The organism is Citrobacter sp. Cm038, assembly GCF_030333105.1.
Lineage (GTDB): Bacteria > Pseudomonadota > Gammaproteobacteria > Enterobacterales > Enterobacteriaceae > Citrobacter > Citrobacter murliniae.
In genome coordinates, this window is record NZ_JAOWGO010000022.1 from 717,729 (window position 1) to 736,670 (window position 18,942).

At 52.7% G+C, this 18,942-nt stretch carries 20 protein-coding genes and 1 tRNA gene; 5 read left to right on the forward strand and 16 right to left on the reverse strand.

Features of this window, described 5'->3' with window-relative positions:
• Positions 1-83: 83 nt before the first annotated feature.
• A tRNA-Ile gene (locus tag OGY01_RS14740) sits at positions 84-159 on the reverse strand.
• A 124-nt stretch (positions 160-283) separates the two neighbouring features.
• Between OGY01_RS14740 and mug the strand changes: the two genes are divergently transcribed.
• On the forward strand, positions 284-790 hold the full coding sequence (gene mug / locus OGY01_RS14745) for a G/U mismatch-specific DNA glycosylase (protein WP_045447729.1): 507 nt from the start codon (positions 284-286) through the stop codon (positions 788-790).
• A gap of 45 nt (positions 791-835) precedes the next feature.
• Here mug and rpoD read toward each other — a convergent pair whose 3' ends face one another.
• The 3 genes from rpoD to rpsU all read right to left on the reverse strand — a co-directional run bounded on the left by rpoD (position 836) and on the right by rpsU (position 5,027).
• Positions 836-2,680 carry an RNA polymerase sigma factor RpoD gene (gene rpoD, locus OGY01_RS14750; protein ID WP_045447727.1) on the reverse strand — a complete coding sequence of 615 codons (1,845 nt, stop codon included), beginning with the start codon at positions 2,678-2,680 and terminating at the stop codon, positions 836-838.
• Between the two features lie 272 nt (positions 2,681-2,952).
• On the reverse strand, positions 2,953-4,698 hold the full coding sequence (gene dnaG / locus OGY01_RS14755) for a DNA primase (protein WP_045447725.1): 1,746 nt from the start codon (positions 4,696-4,698) through the stop codon (positions 2,953-2,955).
• 113 nt (positions 4,699-4,811) lie between these two features.
• Positions 4,812-5,027, reverse strand: a complete 216-nt coding sequence (gene rpsU, locus OGY01_RS14760) for a 30S ribosomal protein S21 (RefSeq protein ID WP_001144069.1) — start codon at positions 5,025-5,027, stop codon at positions 4,812-4,814.
• 236 nt (positions 5,028-5,263) lie between these two features.
• Here rpsU and tsaD point away from each other — a divergent pair, with 236 nt between their 5' ends.
• Complete coding sequence (tsaD, locus tag OGY01_RS14765) at positions 5,264-6,277, forward strand: tRNA (adenosine(37)-N6)-threonylcarbamoyltransferase complex transferase subunit TsaD (RefSeq protein ID WP_045447717.1); 1,014 nt, start codon at positions 5,264-5,266, stop codon at positions 6,275-6,277.
• A gap of 79 nt (positions 6,278-6,356) precedes the next feature.
• On the opposite strand, the gene ureG is transcribed toward tsaD, so the two are convergent.
• The 10 genes from ureG to ttdA are packed head-to-tail and all read right to left on the reverse strand — an operon-like array spanning position 6,357 to position 14,435.
• Positions 6,357-6,974: an urease accessory protein UreG gene (gene ureG / locus OGY01_RS14770; protein WP_045447714.1), complete on the reverse strand. Its 618-nt coding sequence runs from the start codon at positions 6,972-6,974 to the stop codon at positions 6,357-6,359.
• Positions 6,975-6,983: 9 nt separating this feature from the next.
• On the reverse strand, positions 6,984-7,655 hold the full coding sequence (locus OGY01_RS14775) for an urease accessory protein UreF (protein WP_045447711.1): 672 nt from the start codon (positions 7,653-7,655) through the stop codon (positions 6,984-6,986).
• Positions 7,655-8,113 (reverse strand): urease accessory protein UreE, encoded by a 459-nt coding sequence (gene ureE / locus OGY01_RS14780; RefSeq protein WP_045447708.1) that lies wholly within the window; start codon positions 8,111-8,113, stop codon positions 7,655-7,657. Before ureE ends, OGY01_RS14775 begins: the two co-directional genes overlap by 1 nt.
• A gap of 9 nt (positions 8,114-8,122) precedes the next feature.
• Positions 8,123-9,826, reverse strand: coding sequence for an urease subunit alpha (ureC, locus tag OGY01_RS14785; protein WP_286493277.1), 1,704 nt, complete (start codon positions 9,824-9,826; stop codon positions 8,123-8,125).
• Positions 9,819-10,139: an urease subunit beta gene (locus OGY01_RS14790; RefSeq protein ID WP_286493278.1), complete on the reverse strand. Its 321-nt coding sequence runs from the start codon at positions 10,137-10,139 to the stop codon at positions 9,819-9,821. Before OGY01_RS14790 ends, ureC begins: the two co-directional genes overlap by 8 nt.
• A gap of 9 nt (positions 10,140-10,148) precedes the next feature.
• Entirely contained in the window at positions 10,149-10,451 is a 303-nt protein-coding gene (locus OGY01_RS14795; protein ID WP_045447688.1) for an urease subunit gamma, read from the reverse strand.
• Between the two features lie 10 nt (positions 10,452-10,461).
• On the reverse strand, positions 10,462-11,358 hold the full coding sequence (locus tag OGY01_RS14800; protein ID WP_197086119.1) for an urease accessory protein UreD: 897 nt from the start codon (positions 11,356-11,358) through the stop codon (positions 10,462-10,464).
• A gap of 50 nt (positions 11,359-11,408) precedes the next feature.
• Complete coding sequence (locus OGY01_RS14805; protein ID WP_045447686.1) at positions 11,409-12,872, reverse strand: anion permease; 1,464 nt, start codon at positions 12,870-12,872, stop codon at positions 11,409-11,411.
• 49 nt (positions 12,873-12,921) lie between these two features.
• Positions 12,922-13,527, reverse strand: coding sequence for a L(+)-tartrate dehydratase subunit beta (gene ttdB / locus OGY01_RS14810; protein ID WP_045447683.1), 606 nt, complete (start codon positions 13,525-13,527; stop codon positions 12,922-12,924).
• Entirely contained in the window at positions 13,524-14,435 is a 912-nt protein-coding gene (ttdA, locus tag OGY01_RS14815; protein ID WP_370637214.1) for a L(+)-tartrate dehydratase subunit alpha, read from the reverse strand. Before ttdA ends, ttdB begins: the two co-directional genes overlap by 4 nt.
• 211 nt (positions 14,436-14,646) lie before the next feature.
• Here ttdA and ttdR point away from each other — a divergent pair, with 211 nt between their 5' ends.
• Positions 14,647-15,579 (forward strand): L-tartrate utilization transcriptional activator TtdR, encoded by a 933-nt coding sequence (gene ttdR, locus OGY01_RS14820; protein WP_200010017.1) that lies wholly within the window; start codon positions 14,647-14,649, stop codon positions 15,577-15,579.
• A gap of 38 nt (positions 15,580-15,617) precedes the next feature.
• Here the strand turns inward: ttdR and plsY are convergent, their stop codons facing one another.
• Positions 15,618-16,235, reverse strand: a complete 618-nt coding sequence (gene plsY, locus OGY01_RS14825; protein ID WP_045449781.1) for a glycerol-3-phosphate 1-O-acyltransferase PlsY — start codon at positions 16,233-16,235, stop codon at positions 15,618-15,620.
• Between the two features lie 106 nt (positions 16,236-16,341).
• Here plsY and folB point away from each other — a divergent pair, with 106 nt between their 5' ends.
• Together folB and bacA are read left to right on the forward strand one after the other, a co-directional pair.
• The gene (gene folB, locus OGY01_RS14830; RefSeq protein ID WP_045447677.1) at positions 16,342-16,710 is read left to right on the forward strand and encodes a bifunctional dihydroneopterin aldolase/7,8-dihydroneopterin epimerase; all 369 of its coding nucleotides are present in this window, start codon (positions 16,342-16,344) and stop codon (positions 16,708-16,710) included.
• Positions 16,711-16,800: 90 nt separating this feature from the next.
• The gene (bacA, locus tag OGY01_RS14835) at positions 16,801-17,619 is read left to right on the forward strand and encodes an undecaprenyl-diphosphate phosphatase (protein ID WP_045447674.1); all 819 of its coding nucleotides are present in this window, start codon (positions 16,801-16,803) and stop codon (positions 17,617-17,619) included.
• Positions 17,620-17,702: 83 nt separating this feature from the next.
• On the opposite strand, the gene OGY01_RS14840 is transcribed toward bacA, so the two are convergent.
• On the reverse strand, positions 17,703-18,938 hold the full coding sequence (locus OGY01_RS14840) for a multifunctional CCA addition/repair protein (protein WP_286493280.1): 1,236 nt from the start codon (positions 18,936-18,938) through the stop codon (positions 17,703-17,705).
• Between the last annotated feature and the right edge of the window lie 4 nt (positions 18,939-18,942).

Sequence of the window (18,942 nt, forward strand, 5' to 3'; positions counted from 1 at the left end):
CGCCTCCTCTGGGGACTTGCGCAAATATTCAGAGAGCACACAAAACAAAAAGGACCTGCGATTGCTCGCAAGTCCTTGAAATTTGGTGGCCCCTGCTGGACTTGAACCAGCGACCAAGCGATTATGAGTCGCCTGCTCTAACCACTGAGCTAAGGGGCCGTGGCGGTGGATTATAAAGTAACTCTGTGCTGCAATCCAGCCATAAGCGTACGGATGCTGTTTTTATAAACAATGTATTTTCAGTCCGTTATACTTGTCCATTGATGTATTGCTGGGAGTGATTATGGTTAAGGACATACTGGCGCCGGGGCTGCGAGTAATTTTTTGCGGCATCAATCCGGGGCTATCTTCGGCGGGGACAGGGTTTCCATTTGCACATCCTGCAAACCGCTTCTGGAAAGTCATCCATCAGGCGGGATTTACCGATCGCCAGCTAAAGCCGGAAGAGGCGGAACATTTGCTGGATTTCCGCTGTGGTGTTACCAAATTTGTCGACAGACCGACGGTACAGGCCAATGAAGTGAAGCTACAGGAAATGCGTAGCGGTGGCCGTAAACTCATTGAGAAAATTGAAGACTATCAGCCTTCGGCGTTAGCTATTCTGGGTAAACAGGCGTTTGAACAAGGTTTCAGCCAGCGTGGGGCGCAGTGGGGAAAACAGACGTTCACGATTGGTGGTACGCAGATCTGGGTGTTGCCAAACCCCAGCGGGTTGAGCCGGATTTCGCTGGAAAAGCTGGTGCAAGCGTATCGGGAATTAGATGACGCCCTGGTTGTTCGCGGGCTGTAAAGAAAAACGCCACCTTGCGGTGGCGTTTGTGCTTATACGGCGAGATTAATCGTCGAGGAAGCTACGCAGCACTTCAGAACGGCTCGGGTGGCGCAGTTTACGCAGCGCCTTCGCTTCGATCTGACGGATACGTTCGCGGGTAACGTCGAACTGTTTACCCACTTCTTCCAGCGTGTGGTCGGTGTTCATATCAATACCGAAGCGCATACGCAGGACTTTCGCTTCACGTGCGGTCAGGCCAGCCAGTACGTCGTGCGTAGCGGCACGCAGGCTCTCAGTGGTCGCAGAATCCAGCGGCAGCTCGAGGGTGGTATCCTCGATGAAATCACCCAGATGCGAATCTTCGTCGTCGCCAATTGGCGTTTCCATGGAGATAGGCTCTTTGGCGATCTTCAGCACTTTGCGGATCTTATCTTCCGGCATCAACATACGTTCTGCCAGTTCTTCCGGCGTCGGCTCGCGACCCATCTCTTGCAGCATCTGGCGGGAGATACGGTTGAGCTTGTTGATAGTCTCAATCATATGTACCGGGATACGGATGGTACGTGCCTGATCCGCGATAGAACGGGTGATCGCCTGACGGATCCACCAGGTTGCATAGGTGGAGAACTTGTAACCACGACGGTATTCAAACTTATCTACCGCTTTCATCAGACCGATGTTGCCTTCCTGAATCAGATCCAGGAACTGCAGACCACGGTTGGTGTATTTTTTGGCGATAGAGATAACCAGACGCAAGTTTGCTTCAACCATCTCTTTTTTCGCACGGCGGGCTTTCGCTTCACCGATTGACATACGACGGTTGATATCTTTGACCTGCTCAATGGTCAGTCCGGTTTCTTCTTCGATCTGCTGCAGTTTCTGCAGGCCGCGGTGAACATCATCTGCAACGTCGTGCAGTTTTTCAGACCACGGCTTGTTCATTGCGATTGCTGCGTTGAACCAGGTTTCGCTGGTTTCGTTGCCGGTGAACAGAGTAATGAAGTTTTTCTTCGGCATTTTGCACTGCTCAACGCAGAGCTTCATGATCAGACGTTCCTGAGTACGCACACGGTCCATCATGACGCGCATGCTGTTTACCAGGTAGTCGAACTGCTTCGGCACCAGGCGGAACTGTTTGAACACTTCAGACAGCTTCTGAATTTCTTCCTGCGCGGCTGCATGGCTGCGGCCTTTCGCTTTGATCGTGTCACGGGTGATTTCGTACTGAGTACGCAGCTCACCGAATTTCTCACGCGCTAATTCAGGATCGATGCTGTTGTCGTCATCGCTGCTGTCGTCGTCTTCTTCTTCATCTTCGTCTTCGTCGTCATCCATCTCTTCCTGAGAGAGTTCAGAGCCAACGTGCGTCGCTGTTGGTGCCAGGTCTTCTTCCGCGTTCGGATCAACAAAGCCGGTGATCAGATCGGAAAGACGCGCTTCTTCAGCTTCAACGCGATCGTATTGTTCAAGCAGGTAGGTGATGGCTTCCGGGTATTCGGCAACGGAGCATTGAACCTGGTTAATCCCGTCTTCAATACGTTTAGCGATGTCGATTTCGCCTTCACGGGTTAACAGTTCAACGGTACCCATTTCACGCATATACATGCGTACCGGGTCAGTTGTACGGCCGATTTCGGACTCAACGCTGGACAGAACCTGGGCAGCCGCTTCTTCCGCGTCTTCATCGGTGCTGTTGGAGGTTTCGGCAAGCAGCAGATCATCGGCATCCGGTGCTTCTTCCATCACCTGAATACCCATGTCATTGATCATTTGGATGATGTCTTCGATTTGATCTGAATCGACGATATCTTCCGGCAGATGGTCATTGACCTCGGCATAGGTCAGATAGCCTTGCTCCTTACCACGTTGGACAAGAAGCTTCAGCTGTGACTGCGGGTTTTGCTCCATAAGACGGTATCCACACTTAATTCGTTTGATTGGTGTTGGGCGGTAAAACCGCCAACGGCAAAACGAGGGCATACTTATATTTGCCGCTGCCTCTCCGTGCGGCTGTCGGGGTCTTCCCGAACGATATTCGGCAGTTAAGCCGTTAAATACTTCATCCTTCACGTTGTCTCTGCGTTAGCTGCGTTCACTCATCCTGGTCATGTACTGATGTACACTCCCTGGAGTTCGTTCACTTACTGCCTTGATACAACGCGAATGATTTTGTCTTTCGCTTATTTTTTAGCCAGCTCCTGGTTCAGTGTCCAGAGTTCCCGGCGTTCTTCGCTGCTTAAACCGTGTGTGCGCTCACGAGCTATCAACTCTTCCTGGCGCAGTTCAAGCATCGAATCAAACATATGGTTGAGTGAGTCGGTGAAGGTTTTTTCTGCGATATCTTTATCTGCTATATCGTCCCACATCGACAGTTTTTCAAGGGTTGCAGCATCATTTGTGCCGCGATAGTGCTCTAAAAGTTGTCCGGTGGTCAGACCTGGCTGAGACAGACAAGTGTTGACCAGTTCTCTAAATAAGCCAAGTCCGGGTAGCTTATTTTGGTCCAGGGCGCCTAACGGCGGAACCAGCGGTGCTAAGTCCGGGTTTTGCACCAGTAACCCTATCAGTATACGCATGGTAGTGCGTTTTAGCTGTGGAACAGGGCGGGAAGCCCCATTTTCTGCCAGTTTTGGCATTAAACGTTCAAGCTGGCTGTCATCCAGAATGCCGAGCTTGTTCCCTAACTCCTGCCGCAGATAAATACGCAGCGTTTCGCCTGGAACCTGAGTGATCAGCGGCAGTGCTAAAGTGCTTAGCTGTGCACGTCCATCCGGAGTACTCAAATCCACCTGGGGCAGCAGGCTGTTAAATAAAAACGCGGAGAGCGGTAAGGCCTGCTCCATCCGGGTTTCAAATGCCTCTTTCCCTTCTTTACGCACCAGCGTATCGGGATCTTCGCCATCAGGTAAAAACATAAAGCGCAGCTGACGTCCGTCTGTCATATAAGGCAGTGCGGTTTCCAGCGCGCGCCAGGCAGCATCGCGTCCGGCACGGTCTCCGTCGTAACAGCAAATGACGTTGTTCGTCGCACGGAACAGCAGTTGAATGTGATCGGCGGTGGTTGACGTCCCAAGGGATGCCACGGCGTAGTTAATGCCGAATTGTGCCAGCGCGACCACATCCATATAGCCTTCAACCACTAACAGGCGCTGTGGATCGGCGTTATCCTGTTGGGCTTCATAAAGGCCATACAACTGGCGACCTTTATGGAAAATATCGGTTTCCGGGGAGTTCAGGTACTTCGGCAGGGCATCGCCCAGCACGCGTCCACCAAAACCAATCACCCGACCACGTTTGTCGCGGATGGGGAACATAACCCGTTCACGGAAACGATCGTAACTGCGTCCCTGATCGTTGGTGACCAACATACCCGCGTCGATCAGCGATTTGCGATTTTCAGGATTACCGCCAAACCGTTTCAGGACGTTGTCCCAGCCGGGGGGCGCAAAACCAATAGCAAAACGGGTGATCACGTCGCTACTGAGTCCTCGCTTTTCCAGATACTGGCGCGCAGGTGTAGCGGCGGGTTGCATCAGAGACTGTTGATAAAACGTGTTCAGGCCATCCATCAATTGATAAAGACTTTGCCGTTGATGGCGCTCTATCTGACTGGGGCCACTGCCTGCTTCATAAGGCACTTCGAGGTTGTGCATTGCGGCAAGTTCTTCGACGGTTTCCACAAACTCGAGCTTGTCGTAGTTCATGAGAAAATCGACGGCGTTGCCATGCGCGCCACATCCAAAGCAGTGATAAAACTGTTTTTCACCGTTTACGGTGAAAGAGGGGGTTTTTTCGTTATGGAACGGACAGCACGCATGATAATTTTTGCCCTGCTTTTTCAGCTTCACCCGCGCATCGATCAGATCGACAATGTCGGTTCTTGCTAGCAGATCATTAATAAAAACACGTGGAATTCGTCCAGCCATAAGCCCCGTTATTTCTGATGACTATAAACGAAAATAAGCCGCGCATTCCTTTCGGAAGCACGGCCTTACAACTACAACTCGGTCTGAATTGAGAGACTTAGCTCTCAGAAGACTTAGTACAGACGAGTGCGGCGTGCGTTTTCGCGAGCCAGTTTCTTCGCGTGACGTTTCACAGCAGAAGCTTTAGCGCGCTTACGTTCGGTAGTCGGTTTTTCATAGAACTCACGACGACGAACTTCCGCCAGAACACCTGCTTTCTCGCAGGAACGCTTGAAGCGACGCAGTGCTACGTCGAACGGCTCGTTTTCACGTACTTTAATTACCGGCATGTAACTCTCACCTTTAATAAATTCGGTTTGCCGCTGGCATCAACGCCAGCTTATTTCAAAATGGTGCGGAATTTTACTGCAATTGCTGCTGCTTTGTAAAGCACCGACACGATATTGAAAGGGACTTTTATAAGGGTGAGGAGTATACACGACGCTTCTTCCTGGGGCGAACAAAGTTTTACATCAACCCGCATTCGACCTACACTGCGCGGTATTAGAGCGAGGTAAAACAAGACATGCGTGTACTGGGAATTGAAACATCCTGTGATGAAACCGGCATCGCCATTTACGACGATGAAAAAGGTCTTTTAGCCAACCAATTGTATAGTCAGGTGAAATTGCACGCTGACTACGGTGGTGTTGTGCCTGAACTGGCCTCGCGCGATCACGTGCGTAAAACTGTGCCGCTGATTCAGGCTGCGTTAAAAGAAGCGAACCTGACGGCAAAAGATATTGATGCGGTGGCCTATACTGCAGGCCCAGGTCTGGTTGGCGCGCTGCTGGTTGGGGCAACGGTTGGGCGCTCGCTGGCGTTCGCATGGAACGTGCCTGCAATTCCTGTTCACCATATGGAAGGCCATCTGCTGGCACCGATGTTGGAAGATAATCCGCCGGAATTCCCTTTTGTAGCACTGCTGGTTTCCGGTGGACACACACAACTGATTAGCGTCACTGGTATTGGCCAGTATGAACTGCTGGGCGAATCGATTGATGATGCCGCAGGCGAAGCGTTCGATAAAACGGCCAAGCTGTTGGGGCTGGATTATCCTGGCGGCCCGATGCTCTCTAAGCTGGCATCGCAAGGTGTGGAAAAGCGCTTTGTCTTCCCGCGCCCGATGACCGATCGTCCGGGACTGGATTTCAGCTTCTCCGGTCTGAAGACCTTTGCCGCGAACACCATCCGTAATAACGAAAATGACGATCAGACTCGCGCGGATATCGCTCGTGCCTTTGAAGATGCAGTAGTCGATACGCTGATGATCAAGTGCAAACGCGCGTTGGATCAAACCGGTTTTAAACGTCTGGTGATGGCGGGTGGAGTGAGTGCGAACCGTACTCTGCGTGCGAAACTGGCGGAGATGATGCAAAAACGCCGTGGTGAAGTGTTCTATGCGCGCCCGGAATTTTGTACTGATAACGGGGCGATGATCGCCTATGCCGGCATGGTGCGTTTTAAAGCCGGTGCTACGGCAGACCTTGGCGTAACGGTGCGCCCACGCTGGCCGCTGGCGGAATTACCGGCAGCATAAGTTGATATAGTGCCGGATAGCAGTATCCGGCCTACAGATTCCGTAGGCCCGGTAAGCACAACGTTACCGGGCAAGAAAACTACTCCCGCAGCATCCCTTTTTCTTCCAGAAATGTGATTATTTTTTCCAGACCCGCGCCCGTTTTTAAATTAGTAAACGTCCACGGACGCTCGCCGCGCATGCGCATAGTGTCGCGCTCCATAACTGCCAGTGAGGCTCCGACGTAAGGGGCGAGATCGGTTTTGTTGATCACCAGAAAATCAGATTTAGTGATCCCTGGCCCGCCTTTACGTGGGATCTTTTCGCCTTCGGCGACGTCGATCACGTAGATCGTCAGATCCGCTAATTCCGGGCTGAAGGTTGCGCTCAGGTTGTCGCCGCCGCTTTCCACAAAGATCAGCTCCAGATTGCCAAACTTTTTGCTCAGCGCTTCCACCGCAGCCAGATTCATCGAAGCATCTTCACGGATCGCCGTATGTGGACAGCCGCCGGTTTCCACTCCCACAATTCTTTCCGGCTCCAGCGCCCCCGCTTCGGTGAGAATGCGCTGATCTTCTTTGGTGTAAATATCGTTGGTCACCACAGCCAGTTGGTATGTGTTGCGCATGGCTTTGCATAATGCCTCCAGCAACGCCGTTTTACCGGAACCGACCGGACCACCCACGCCAACGCGCAGGGGATGTTTGTATTCACTCATTTTTTCTCCTCAGGAGCGGAATAATCGGCAATATTGGTTTTCATGTCGGGCAGAGGCGATAGCGGCCAGCGGTGTTGCGGATCCCAGTCCGTCATCAGGACATGTCAGTGCCTGATCCAGGCCCTGCGCATATCGATCGCAAAGCAAAAGAATCAATCGCTGCGCCGCCTGTTGCCCAAAGGGAACCAGTTTGACCCCGGCCATGACGGCGCTCTCGATCCAGCTGTAGCCGAAACTCAGAGCGAGACTGATCAGAGGGATTTTCCAGCGCACGCCCAGCCAGGCCAAACCGCAAAGCTGGCTGTCGGCGAAGATCGCGCGCCATTCCTGGGCGCAATCCGGTTCCCAGTCGACCACCAGGCGTGCGAAGGCTGCACCTCTGCTGCGTTCTTCCTCACGCAGTTCTCGGGTTTCCCGACAGGCCTGCAGATATGCCGTCCAGCGGCGGGCAGTACTGATATCATCCAGCTCACAGGCATGGTAAAGGCGGGCCAGCAGTGGTAAATCGACGGAAAAAAAGTTCTGTTCCATCTGTTGGATTTGCCACTGCGCGAAGGTTTCGGTATCTGTTACCCAGCCGATTTCCACCGCCCACTCCAGACCCTGGGACCAGGTAAACGATCCCACCGGTAAGCTACTGCTGGCGAGCTGCATCAGGCGCAGCTGTTGGGTTTCACGCATCAGTGTGCATGACTGTGATGGTGCCCGTGGGACTCGCTGGCATACGCGCCCGCTTCCGGCTCAAAGGGCAGGTGGGCAAACGTGACCTGTAGATCGAACTGGCGCAGCATGTCATCCAGCACATGATCGTGGTGATAGCGCAGTTCATCGGGCAGAATTTGCAGCGGTACGTGACGGTTTCCCAGGTGATAACAGGCTTTAGCGAGCAGGAACGGATTGGCGCAGTGCACGACGGAGACTGCTTCGTTTGCTGCGATAATTTCTACCACTTCTGTACCTTCTGCCGTGCTCAGACGATCACCCCCGCGTAACAACAGACCACGTGGCAGCAGTAAACCCGCCTCACGCCCGTCGTTCAGCCGCACTTTCGCGCGGCTTTTGACGCGAACATCGATGGGCAGCGTCAGCGTGGCGGTTACAGCGGCAGAGGTTTCAATACGTTGCGTCAGAAACAGCATCTCGACTCCTTAAAATAAAAAGTAACGTTGCGCCATCGGCAGCACGTCTGCCGGTTCGCTGGTAATTAATTCACCGTCGATGCGTACCTCATAGGTCTGGGCATCGACGGTAATATTGGGTTGCAGACAGTTGTGGATCATGTCGGCTTTTTTTACCGTCCGGCAGCCTTTTGCCACCGCGATAGCGCTTTGCAAATTGAGCTGCTGTGGGATGTTATGTGTAGCAGCAGCTTGCGAAATAAACGTCAGGCGGCTGTGATGGCGTGCTGCGCCGAGTGCCCCGAACATCATGCGGTAATGCACCGGCTGTGGAGTGGGAATCGAGGCGTTGATATCGCCCATCGGCGCGCAGGCAATCATGCCCCCCTTAATGATCGTGGCGGGCTTCACGCCAAAAAATGCGGGTGACCAGAGCACCAGATCCGCCAGTTTTCCGACCGCTATCGAGCCAACCTCATGGGCGATGCCGTGTGTCAGCGCCGGGTTGATGGTGTATTTGGCGATATAACGTTTAACACGCTGGTTATCGTTGTTGCTGGTCTCTTCCGCCAGCGCGCCGCGCTGGATCTTCATCCGGTGGGCTACCTGCCAGGTTCGCAGGATCACTTCCCCGACACGTCCCATCGCCTGGGAATCTGATGACGTCAGAGAAAACGCGCCAATGTCATGCAGGACGTCTTCGGCAGCGATCGTTTCCCGGCGAATGCGTGACTCGGCAAACGCCACGTCTTCGGCAATATCCGGGTCGAGGTGATGGCAGACCATCAACATGTCCAGATGTTCATCGATGGTATTGACGGTATAAGGCAGCGTCGGGTTGGTGGAAGAGGGTAAAATATTGGCATATGCGCAAGCAGTGATGATATCCGGTGCATGCCCGCCGCCAGCACCTTCAGTGTGGAAGGTATGAATAGTGCGATCGCCGATCGCTGCCAGTGTATCTTCGACGAAGCCGGACTCATTCAACGTATCGCTGTGTAGCGCGACCTGAATGTCCATCTCTTCGGCCACGCACAATGCACAGTCGATCGCCGCAGGTGTTGCGCCCCAGTCCTCATGGATCTTCAGACCGATCGCACCTGCCATTACCTGTTCGCGTAGAGCATCAGGACTCGAGCCGTTGCCTTTGCCCAGAAGACCAATATTGACCGGTAGCGTGTCTGCCGCCTGTAACATTCGGGCGATATACCACGGACCTGGCGTGCAGGTTGTCGCATGGGTCCCGGCAGCAGGACCTGTGCCGCCACCGATCATTGTTGTCACGCCGGAGACCAGCGCCTCTTCTGCCTGTTGTGGGCAGATCCAGTGAATATGGGTATCCACGCCGCCTGCGGTGACGATCTTTCCTTCACCGGCTATCGCTTCCGTCCCTACACCGATCGGGATCGTGACATCGGGCTGTATATCCGGGTTGCCCGCTTTGCCTATAGCGACGATCCTGCCCTCTTTTATGCCGATATCTGCTTTGACGATCCCCCAGTGATCGATGATCAACGCGTTAGTGATCACCAGGTCCACGCACGCCTGAGCGTTCATTTGCCCCTGGCCCATACCATCGCGGATCACCTTTCCACCGCCGAATTTGACCTCCTCACCGTAAGTGGTGAGATCGTTTTCTACTTCGATCCACAGTTCGGTATCTGCCAGACGGACTTTGTCACCAGTGGTGGGGCCAAACATGTCGGCGTAGGCCTGCCGGGATAGATCACTCATTGTCTGCCTCCAGCGCGCCCATCACGTCGCCGCGAAAACCAAAGATCCGCTGTGCACCCGCCACGCGAACCAGTTCGACTTTCCGCTTTTGACCAGGCTCGAAACGTACTGCTGTACCTGCAGGAATATTCAGACGAAAACCTAATGCTTTTGGACGATCAAAACGCAGCGCCGGATTGACCTCATAAAAGTGATAATGCGATCCGACCTGAACGGGGCGATCGCCATGGTTCTCCACCACGATCGTGCGGGTTTCTCTTCCTGCGTTGATGACGATATTTCCCGCCAGAATTTTATATTCACCAGGGATCATGACCGCTCCTTATATGATCGGGTTGTGAACGGTGACCAGCTTCGAACCGTCCGGGAAGGTGGCTTCAACCTGAATGTCCGGGATCATTTCCGGCACCCCCTCCATCACCTGATCGCGGGTCAGAACGTGGCGACCGTCTTCCATCAGTGATGCAACGGTTTTGCCGTCACGCGCACCTTCCATGATGAAGGCGCTAATCAACGCTACCGATTCCGGGTAATTGAGCTTCAGTCCGCGGGCCAGGCGGCGCTCGGCCACCAGCGCAGCAGTAAAGAGCAACAACTTGTCTTTTTCTCTGGGAGTCAGTTCCATAGTGGTTCTCTTATGTTTGCCAGATTCGGGGTAGTACAGGGGGTTTTTGAGTCAGCAGCGGGCGCAGAAACTGCCAGAGGTTGCGCATTACGCGCTGAACGACCAGGTTGTCATTGGCGAGAACGCGTACCGTCAACAATGAGTCGACCACCGTTGCCCCGGTATAATCACCGAGAGGCGCAAGCCGTTCGCGAATGCCATCCAACATGTTTTCTGTGGCCGGATAGCACAACAGCGTGCCAACCCAGGGCTGACAGGCAAGGGCATTCAGTTCACCGTTTTGAATATGTAGCCGTTCTATCAGCAACGGCAAACCCTCTCGCCACACCTCCAGACGGCTGTGTAGCGAGCCGTGGTTGAAGGCTTCCTGCATCACCGGTCGCCCCAGACAGTAGAGATCCCAGGCCAGCAGACGGCTGTTACTGGCAAGATGAAACGCGGACTGAAGGTTCGCGTGTGCGCCGGGAAAGAGGATCGTATCCTGCGGGAGCCATTCCAGCGTGCTTTGCGGAGCGAGTGTAAAATCCTGGCGCAGTACTGCCAGTGGACCTGAACTGCGATAAAACTTCCCTGCACCGGGCATGGTGATTAACGCGTGGCTTTTGTTATCCAGAGCGACGGAGATATGTAACTCATCGCCTCCGACAATCCCGCCGGGCGGATGAAGTAAATAGAGGTGGCACACGTCTTCTTCCGGGTAGAACGGGCGTTGTACCGTTAGTGGACCAACATGGCGAGCTGAAGCGAGCACTGTTTTGTGCGCGGAACGGGTGAACCGCAGGTCCAGTTCAGCCTGCCAGCCCCGTGTGAGTGTCTCGTGCGCCGCGGTGTCCAGAGCGTTTCCCTTATCAACGTGAGGATGTGTGCATACCAAAAAGTATGCCTCAGCGCACAGGTAAACGGTCATACAAGAAGCTTATGGAAAAAAGGGGCGGCATCATGTCGCCCCAACGAGGTTTACAGCAAAACGAGAGGCATCCAGACCAGACCGGTTATCACCAACAGCACCAGGAAGATCAGGCCGAAAATTGCGCCCAGCCGCCAGTAATCAACCGTTGGTAAATAGCCGCTGCCGTAATAGATCGGGCTTGGACCTGTTGCGTATGGTGTAAGAATACTGCCCAGACCAATTGCAGCCCCTACCATCAGGCAGAATACTGGCAGCGGGATTGCCGGCATTGCCAGTGCGGCAGCAATCATCATTGGAGCCAGTGCGGAGGTATAAGCTGTGGCACTGGCAAAGAAGTAGCGCAGCAGGTAAAACACCACGATCAGTGCCACCATTACCATGATGGGCGAGTAACCGCTTAGTCCGTTCGCCAGTAATTTACCAAACCAGGTAATAAAGCCGGTGTTATTTAGCCCGGTCGCCAGGGTAATCAGTGAGGCCAGCCAGAAAAAGACGTTCCATGCTGCTTTATTACTGACAATGTCATCCCAGGATATGATACGTAGCACCAGCATCAGTGCGACGACGCTGTAACCGACCATTGCGGCATCGATATAATCGCCGCCAAAGATCCACAGCACCAGTGCCCCGACCATCAGTACCAGCATTTTCTTTTCTCGCGAGCAGAGGGGGCCCATCGCGTTAAGTTCCGACTCTGCCCAGAGAGGAACCTGATTGCCTGATTTCAGCACCGGTGGGTACAGCACATACGCTAGCCATGGCACTAACAACACCAGTAAAATGCTCAGCGGCAGCATACCTAAGAACCAGTCGCCCCAGCTTAGTGCGGTATGAGAAGCGCCTTTCATCAGGCCAATCAGCAGCAGGTTTGGCGCCATTGCCGTTAAGAAAATGGCGCTGGTGACGCAGTCAGCGACGATTCCCATCCACATAATATAGGAGCCAATAGAGCGAGAACTGGAATCATTCGGTTGTGAATTATACAGCGGCGGCAGGTTACGAATAATCGGATAGATAATTCCTGCACCACGCGCAGAGTTGGAAGGGGTGACGGGAGCGAGGATCAGCTCAGAAAACATCACCGCATAGCCGAGAAACAGCGTGCGATGTCCCATTCTTTTCACCAGCCATAGCGCAATACGCCGACCCAGACCGGTTTTCTCATAACCGGTACCGAACATAAATGCTGCGAAAATCAGCCAGATAACCGAGTTTGAAAAACCAGAAACTGCCCACGACAATGATTTGGCGGTAAATTTAAAACCGTCCTGGGCAAGTTGTTCAGGGCTAAATAACAGCCATGGCGAAAGTACAGCGATGATCGAGATCCCGATCATTGCCACCACAGCGCCTGGTACAGGTTCCAGAATGAGTCCCACAATCACACCGGTAAAGACGGCAAAATAGAGCCAGGTATGACTCTCAAGACCAGTGGGAACGGGCAGAACAGCAATAATGGCGATGACCACCAGCGGAGCCAGGTATCGCCACCAACCAGCTAAAGGTGCCATTGTTGTATCCCTGCGAAAAGAGGAGAGGCATCACGCCTCTCCGGGAGGGTTATTTGATGTAGTGCACGTGCTCGCAGATCTCGTCCACGATAGGGTCGCGACGTTCAGCGAACAGCTTTTTGTTTTCAGCGATCAGGTTGTTACCGTGGGTATCGATGGAGACAATCAGCGGACCGAACTCTTTTACCCGACAAACCCATAGCGATTCCGGCATCCCAAGCTCTGTCCAGTGCACTTCTTCGATCTCTTCAACCTGCGTTGCGGCAACTACCGCACACCCTGCGGGGAAGATCACATGCAGCGCTTTAAACTGCTTACATCCTTCTTCAGTCAACGGCCCCATGCCACCTTTACCGACGACCAGTTTCACGCCAGTTTGCTCAATGAACTCTTTCTCAAAGGCCTCCATACGCATGCTGGTGGTTGGACCGACGGAGACCATCTCCCATTTTTCCCCGTTCTTACGCACGATAGGCCCGGCGTGGAAGATCGCTTTACCGTTGAGGTCGAAAGGAATAGGACGTTTAAGCTCGATCAGGCGGCGATGACATACGTCACGGCAGGTGACCAGCGTACCGGTAAGGTAAATCACATCGCCAACGCGAATATCTTCCAGGTCTTCGGCTTTGATCGGGGTTGTCAGGATCTTTTTCATAACGCGCTCCGGGTGTGAGACAGATTTTCGAAGGAGAGATCGGCATGAACCAGCAGCGTGCCGCGACGATGCGCCCAGCAGCCGGTAGAAACGGCGACACCAATCGTCGATGGATGACGTGCAGCGGATTCAATATGTACACCCATGACGGAACTATTGCCGGTTAGCCCCTGTGGACCAATCCCCAGACGGTTAAGTCCCTCTTCCAGACGCAGTTCCAGCTCAGCGGCTTTTGGATTTGGGTGGCGTGTTCCAATAGGACGCAGAACGGCCTTACGTGAGAGCACGGCAGCGGTTTCCACGGAAGTGGCGATACCAACGCCTACCAGCACTGGCGGGCAGGCGTTTACCGCCAGTGTTGAAATGTTTTCGAAGACAAATTTCACCACGCCTTCATAACCTTCGGAGGGCATTAACACTTTGGAACGTCCTGGTAACGTACAGCCTCCACCTGCCATATAGACTTCGATTTCAGCATCATCACCGTCAGGGATGATGTCCCAGGTCACCCACGGCACGCCGGTACCGGTATTTTTCCCGGTATTTACTTCGTCAAAAATCTCTACTGCGTTATGGCGCAGCGGTGCTTTTACCGTGGCATCTTCAACGGCCTGCTTAAGAATGCTTTGCAGTTCACCCAGGAGAGGAAAACGTGAACCGACCTTCACAAAGAACATGATCTCACCGGTGTCCTGACACGCCGGGCGATTCAGGTCGATAGCTTTTTGCATGTTATCGAACATGGTGTGATAGATAATTTTGCCCATGGGCGAGGTTTCGCCTTCCCGTAGCTGTTTTAATTTATCCACAACGTCATCGGGCATCCGGGTAGAAATCATGGCGGTAAAATCAGCGACAATGTTAGTCAACGTCTTTATCGCATTTTGGTTATTTTGATTGCTCATCATGTCAACTCCAGTTCTTTTATTTATCTGGAAATAAATTCTCCGCCACAAACTACCACTAAAAATGTGGTTTTATATTTTTTGCTGCTGTGAATATCTAATTAACAGTTCGTGAATGATGTCAAAATAAGGCGCTGAAAATTGCGCAAGGGCAGGGTTTAATTTGTTACGGGGAATTACACTGCGACTAACACTATCCACGGATATTCAGAACATGCTGAACACTTATCCCTTAGCCAAAGACCTGCAGGTACTGGTGGACATTGTTCATACTGGAAGCTTTAGCGCTGCCGCCGCGACGCTGGGGCAAACACCTGCGTTTGTGACGAAACGCATTCAGATCCTTGAGCAAACGTTGGGGACTACACTGCTGAGCCGCTCTGCTCGGGGTGTGACACTAACGGAAAGTGGGCAGCGATGTTATGAACATGCGCTGGAGATCCTCGCCCGTTATCAGCACCTGGTGGATGACGTCACACGAATCAAAACACGCCCGGAAGGGATGATCCGTATCGGCTGTAGTTTTGGGTTTGGGCGTAGTTATATCGCCCCGGCTATTACCGAATTAATGCACAGTTATCCCGAATTACAGGTACATTTTGAGCTTTACGATCGGCAAATTGATTTAGCTCAGGATAATATCGATCTGGATATTCGTATTAATGATGAAATCCCAGACTATTATATTGCGCATTTGTTAACGAAAAATAAAAGAATATTGTGTGCAGCACCGATGTATTTACATAAATACGGTCAGCCGATGACGCTACAGGAATTAAGCCACCATGATTGCCTGGTGACGAAAGAACGCGATATGACGCATGGGATATGGGAACTTAATAATGGGCAGGAGAAAAAATCGGTTAAGGTCGCAGGGCATCTGTCTTCTAACAGCGGTGAGATTGTGTTGCAGTGGGCGCTGCAAGGAAAGGGAATTATGTTGCGCTCCGAGTGGGATGTTCTGCCATTCCTGAAAAGCGGCGAGCTGGTACGTGTGCTACCGGATTATGCGCAAAGCGCCAATATTTGGGCGGTATATCGGGAGCCGTTATACCGTAGCACCAAGCTAAGAGTGTGTGTGGAGTTTCTGGCGACATGGTGTCAGCACCGATTGGGTAAACCTGGTGAAGGATATCAGGTTCCTTAGGCCGGATAAGACGCGCTAGCCTCGCCATCCGGCAGCAATTACTCGGGATCTTTTTCGCGTTTTTTCTTCAACTTGGTCCAGATTTTCGGTTCCTGACGACGCCACAGACGCTGGATATTGTCATGATGGCGCAGCAGAATTAAGCACGACAACATAGAGACCGGGAAAGTGAACTGGGGTTTGAACCACCAGACATAAAACGGGGCAATCAGGGCGCTGACGATAGCCCCTAACGAAGAATAGCCGCTCAATAATACGGTTAGCAGCCACGTTCCCGCCATTACGCCAGTAAGGTCCCAGCCTATTGGCGCTATCGCACCAAACGCAGTGGCTACGCCTTTACCGCCTTTAAAGCCAAAGAATACCGGCCAAATGTGGCCCAGACAGGCGGCGATAGCGATCAATCCCAACCAGAAGGGACTGACGCCTAGCGCATATGCGCCCCACACGGGTAACATACCCTTCAGGACGTCGAAAATCAGCACGGCTACGGCTGCTCCCTTGCCACCTATACGCAACACGTTTGTTGCGCCGGGGTTACCGGAGCCGCTGTCGCGTGGGTCGGGTAAACCCGCGAGGCGGCAGACCAGAATGGCACTGGAAATTGAGCCGCAGAGGTACGCGAAGATGATCATTCCAGGCGCGATTGCACTCATAAGCTGTTCCGTTTTGAAAATGTCGTGTAAAACGCTACTTCTGTGGATAATACGCATATTTCGCCGGAAGTGGTATCCGGGTTAGCCAAAAAGCAGGCAGGTCGTGATGGATATTGTATTTATAGAGCAACTTTCGGTAATCACCACTATCGGTGTTTACGACTGGGAACAAACCATCGAACAAAAACTGGTGTTCGATATCGAAATGGCGTGGGATAACCGCAAATCGGCCAAAAGCGACGATGTTGCTGATTGTCTAAGCTATGCTGATATAGCTCAAACCGTTGTCAGCCACGTGGAAGGCGGGCGATTTGCGCTGGTCGAACGTGTGGCAGAAGAAGTGGCGGAGTTGCTATTGAGTCGTTTTAATTCTCCATGGGTGCGTATCAAACTCAGTAAACCTGGGGCGGTGGCACGCGCGGCAAACGTTGGGGTGATCATTGAGCGTGGCAATACTCTGAAAGAAAATAATTAACTTAATAATATATAAACCAAACGTGTATAAAAGGGTCTTAAAGCAGGCTCTTTTTTTATTGTCCGTTTTTTTTTATTTAGGGGTTTATTGATGAGCGATATGCACTCGCTGCTGGTGGCGGCCATTTTGGGTGTGGTTGAGGGGCTGACGGAGTTTTTACCTGTCTCCAGTACAGGCCATATGATTATTGTTGGTCATCTGCTGGGGTTTGAAGGTGATACCGCAAAAACATTTGAGGTGGTGATCCAACTGGGATCTATTCTGGCAGTTGTGGTGATGTTCTGGCGGCGTTTGTTTGGCCTGATTGGCATCCATTTCGGCAAAACCCCGCATGAAGGCACTGGCAAAGGACGTCTGACGTTGGGACATATTTTGCTGGGGATGATTCCGGCAGTCGTGTTGGGATTAGTGTTCCACGACATGATTAAGTCGCTGTTTAACCCAATTAACGTTATGTACGCACTGGTGGTCGGCGGTTTGTTGTTGATTGCTGCAGAATGCCTGAAACCCAAGGAACCGCGAGCACCGGGGTTGGATGATATGACTTATCGTCAGGCATTTATGATCGGTTGTTTCCAGTGTCTGGCTCTGTGGCCTGGCTTTTCGCGTTCTGGTGCGACCATCTCTGGTGGGATGCTGATGGGGGTGAGTCGTTATGCCGCATCTGAATTTTCGTTCCTGCTGGCAGTACCGATGATGATGGGCGCAACGGCGCTGGATCTCTACAAAAGCTGGTCGTTCCTGACGACAGCTGATATTCCTATGTTTGCTGTGGGTTTCGTGACGGCTTTTGTCGTGGCGCTGGTGGCGATCAAAACCTTCCTGCAATTGATTAAACGTATTTCGTTCATTCCGTTTGCGATTTACCGCTTTATTGTGGCTGCCGCTGTTTACGTTGTGTTCTTCTGAGTTTGCCATGGTGCCGGATGGTGACGCTTACGCGTCTTATCCGGCCACGCCTGCTGGGTAAGCGCTGAACGCTGCGTCAGTTATTACGTTTTCGGGCAACGTTGCTCTTTCCAGGCCGCTACTGCGGCAATGCGACGTCGGGTCAACTCCTCGCGAATTGCCGGTCCTTTAAATCCTGCTTCGACGACATCTTTTGTAGGAACTGCCTGCGCTGTCAGCCAGGCTTCGCGCAGCCAGCGGCCTTGCGGGTAATCTACCGCTTCGAAACCGGTTCGACCACGCACATCGGCCTCACTGGTCAGAGCTATTTGTTCCACACGATGTGGTTTACGCCAGGCATCGATGGAATCGAATAGCTTAACGATGGTTTTCGGCTGCAGTATCGGGAAGGTATGAATGAGATCGTGAAACTCGGCCACCAGTTTGGCTAAATCACGAATGTCATTTGGTACGCGCAAACGCTGGCACAATTGCTCTACAAGCTTAACACCTGCCGGGCCATGGCCGTGATGGCGAGGCCAGAGTGAGGGCGGTGTGAGTGATTTACCAAGATCATGACAAAGTGTGGCGAAACGCACGTCAACTTCCTGGCTCAGCATGGCGGCCATCGACAGTGTCATTAGGGTGTGTATTCCGGTATCGATTTCTGGATGCCATTTTGCCGGTGCCGGTACGCCAAACAGAGCGTCTATTTCAGGAAACAGTACGCGTAAGGCACCGCAATCGCGAAGCACCTGGAAAAAGACCTGCGGATTGCGGGTGGTTAAGGCACTCTCAGTTTCTTTCCACACACGTTCTGGCGTAAGGTGCTCCAGTTCCCCTGCGTGGGTCATCTCCCGCATCAGCGCCATCGTTTCGTCGGCGATACGAAAACTAAGATGTGCATAGCGGGCAGCAAAGCGCGCCACACGCAGCACACGCAGCGGATCTTCGCTAAAGGCTGGAGAAACATGGCGCAACAGGCGGTTTTCGAGATCGCTACGTCCGTTATACGGGTCGATAATTTCCCCGTCATCGTCGCGAGCCAGGGCGTTTATCGTCAGGTCTCGTCGTTGGAGATCAGCTTCCAGCGTCACGTCTGAAGCGACATAACAGGTAAAACCGGTATAGCCTGAGCCTGATTTTCTTTCGGTACGCGCCAGCGCATACTCTTCACGAGTTTTCGGATGGAGAAAAACAGGAAAATCGCGGCCTACCTGCTGGTAGCCCGCGTCAAGCATCTCTTGTGGCGTGGTACCGACAACAACCCAGTCTTTATCTTTAATCGGTAGCCCTAATAACGCATCCCGAACAGCACCACCGACCAGATAAATCTTCACGCCA

Bases quoted from the DNA above. Each gene is read 5' to 3' on its own strand.
- folB (WP_045447677.1), top strand. From the start codon at position 16,342: ATGGATATTGTATTTATAGAGCAACTTTCGGTAATCACCACTATCGGT.
- ureG (WP_045447714.1), bottom strand. From the start codon at position 6,974: ATGAGTGAATACAAACATCCCCTGCGCGTTGGCGTGGGTGGTCCGGTC.
- tsaD (WP_045447717.1), top strand. From the start codon at position 5,264: ATGCGTGTACTGGGAATTGAAACATCCTGTGATGAAACCGGCATCGCC.
- bacA (WP_045447674.1), top strand. From the start codon at position 16,801: ATGAGCGATATGCACTCGCTGCTGGTGGCGGCCATTTTGGGTGTGGTT.
- dnaG (WP_045447725.1), bottom strand. From the start codon at position 4,698: ATGGCTGGACGAATTCCACGTGTTTTTATTAATGATCTGCTAGCAAGA.
- rpoD (WP_045447727.1), bottom strand. From the start codon at position 2,680: ATGGAGCAAAACCCGCAGTCACAGCTGAAGCTTCTTGTCCAACGTGGT.
- plsY (WP_045449781.1), bottom strand. From the start codon at position 16,235: ATGAGTGCAATCGCGCCTGGAATGATCATCTTCGCGTACCTCTGCGGC.
- OGY01_RS14790 (WP_286493278.1), bottom strand. From the start codon at position 10,139: ATGATCCCTGGTGAATATAAAATTCTGGCGGGAAATATCGTCATCAAC.
- rpsU (WP_001144069.1), bottom strand. From the start codon at position 5,027: ATGCCGGTAATTAAAGTACGTGAAAACGAGCCGTTCGACGTAGCACTG.
- OGY01_RS14795 (WP_045447688.1), bottom strand. From the start codon at position 10,451: ATGGAACTGACTCCCAGAGAAAAAGACAAGTTGTTGCTCTTTACTGCT.
- ttdA (WP_370637214.1), bottom strand. From the start codon at position 14,435: ATGATGAGCAATCAAAATAACCAAAATGCGATAAAGACGTTGACTAAC.
- OGY01_RS14775 (WP_045447711.1), bottom strand. From the start codon at position 7,655: ATGCGTGAAACCCAACAGCTGCGCCTGATGCAGCTCGCCAGCAGTAGC.
- ureC (WP_286493277.1), bottom strand. From the start codon at position 9,826: ATGAGTGATCTATCCCGGCAGGCCTACGCCGACATGTTTGGCCCCACC.
- ttdB (WP_045447683.1), bottom strand. From the start codon at position 13,527: ATGAAAAAGATCCTGACAACCCCGATCAAAGCCGAAGACCTGGAAGAT.
- ureE (WP_045447708.1), bottom strand. From the start codon at position 8,113: ATGCTGTTTCTGACGCAACGTATTGAAACCTCTGCCGCTGTAACCGCC.
- mug (WP_045447729.1), top strand. From the start codon at position 284: ATGGTTAAGGACATACTGGCGCCGGGGCTGCGAGTAATTTTTTGCGGC.
- OGY01_RS14800 (WP_197086119.1), bottom strand. From the start codon at position 11,358: ATGACCGTTTACCTGTGCGCTGAGGCATACTTTTTGGTATGCACACAT.
- ttdR (WP_200010017.1), top strand. From the start codon at position 14,647: ATGCTGAACACTTATCCCTTAGCCAAAGACCTGCAGGTACTGGTGGAC.
- OGY01_RS14805 (WP_045447686.1), bottom strand. From the start codon at position 12,872: ATGGCACCTTTAGCTGGTTGGTGGCGATACCTGGCTCCGCTGGTGGTC.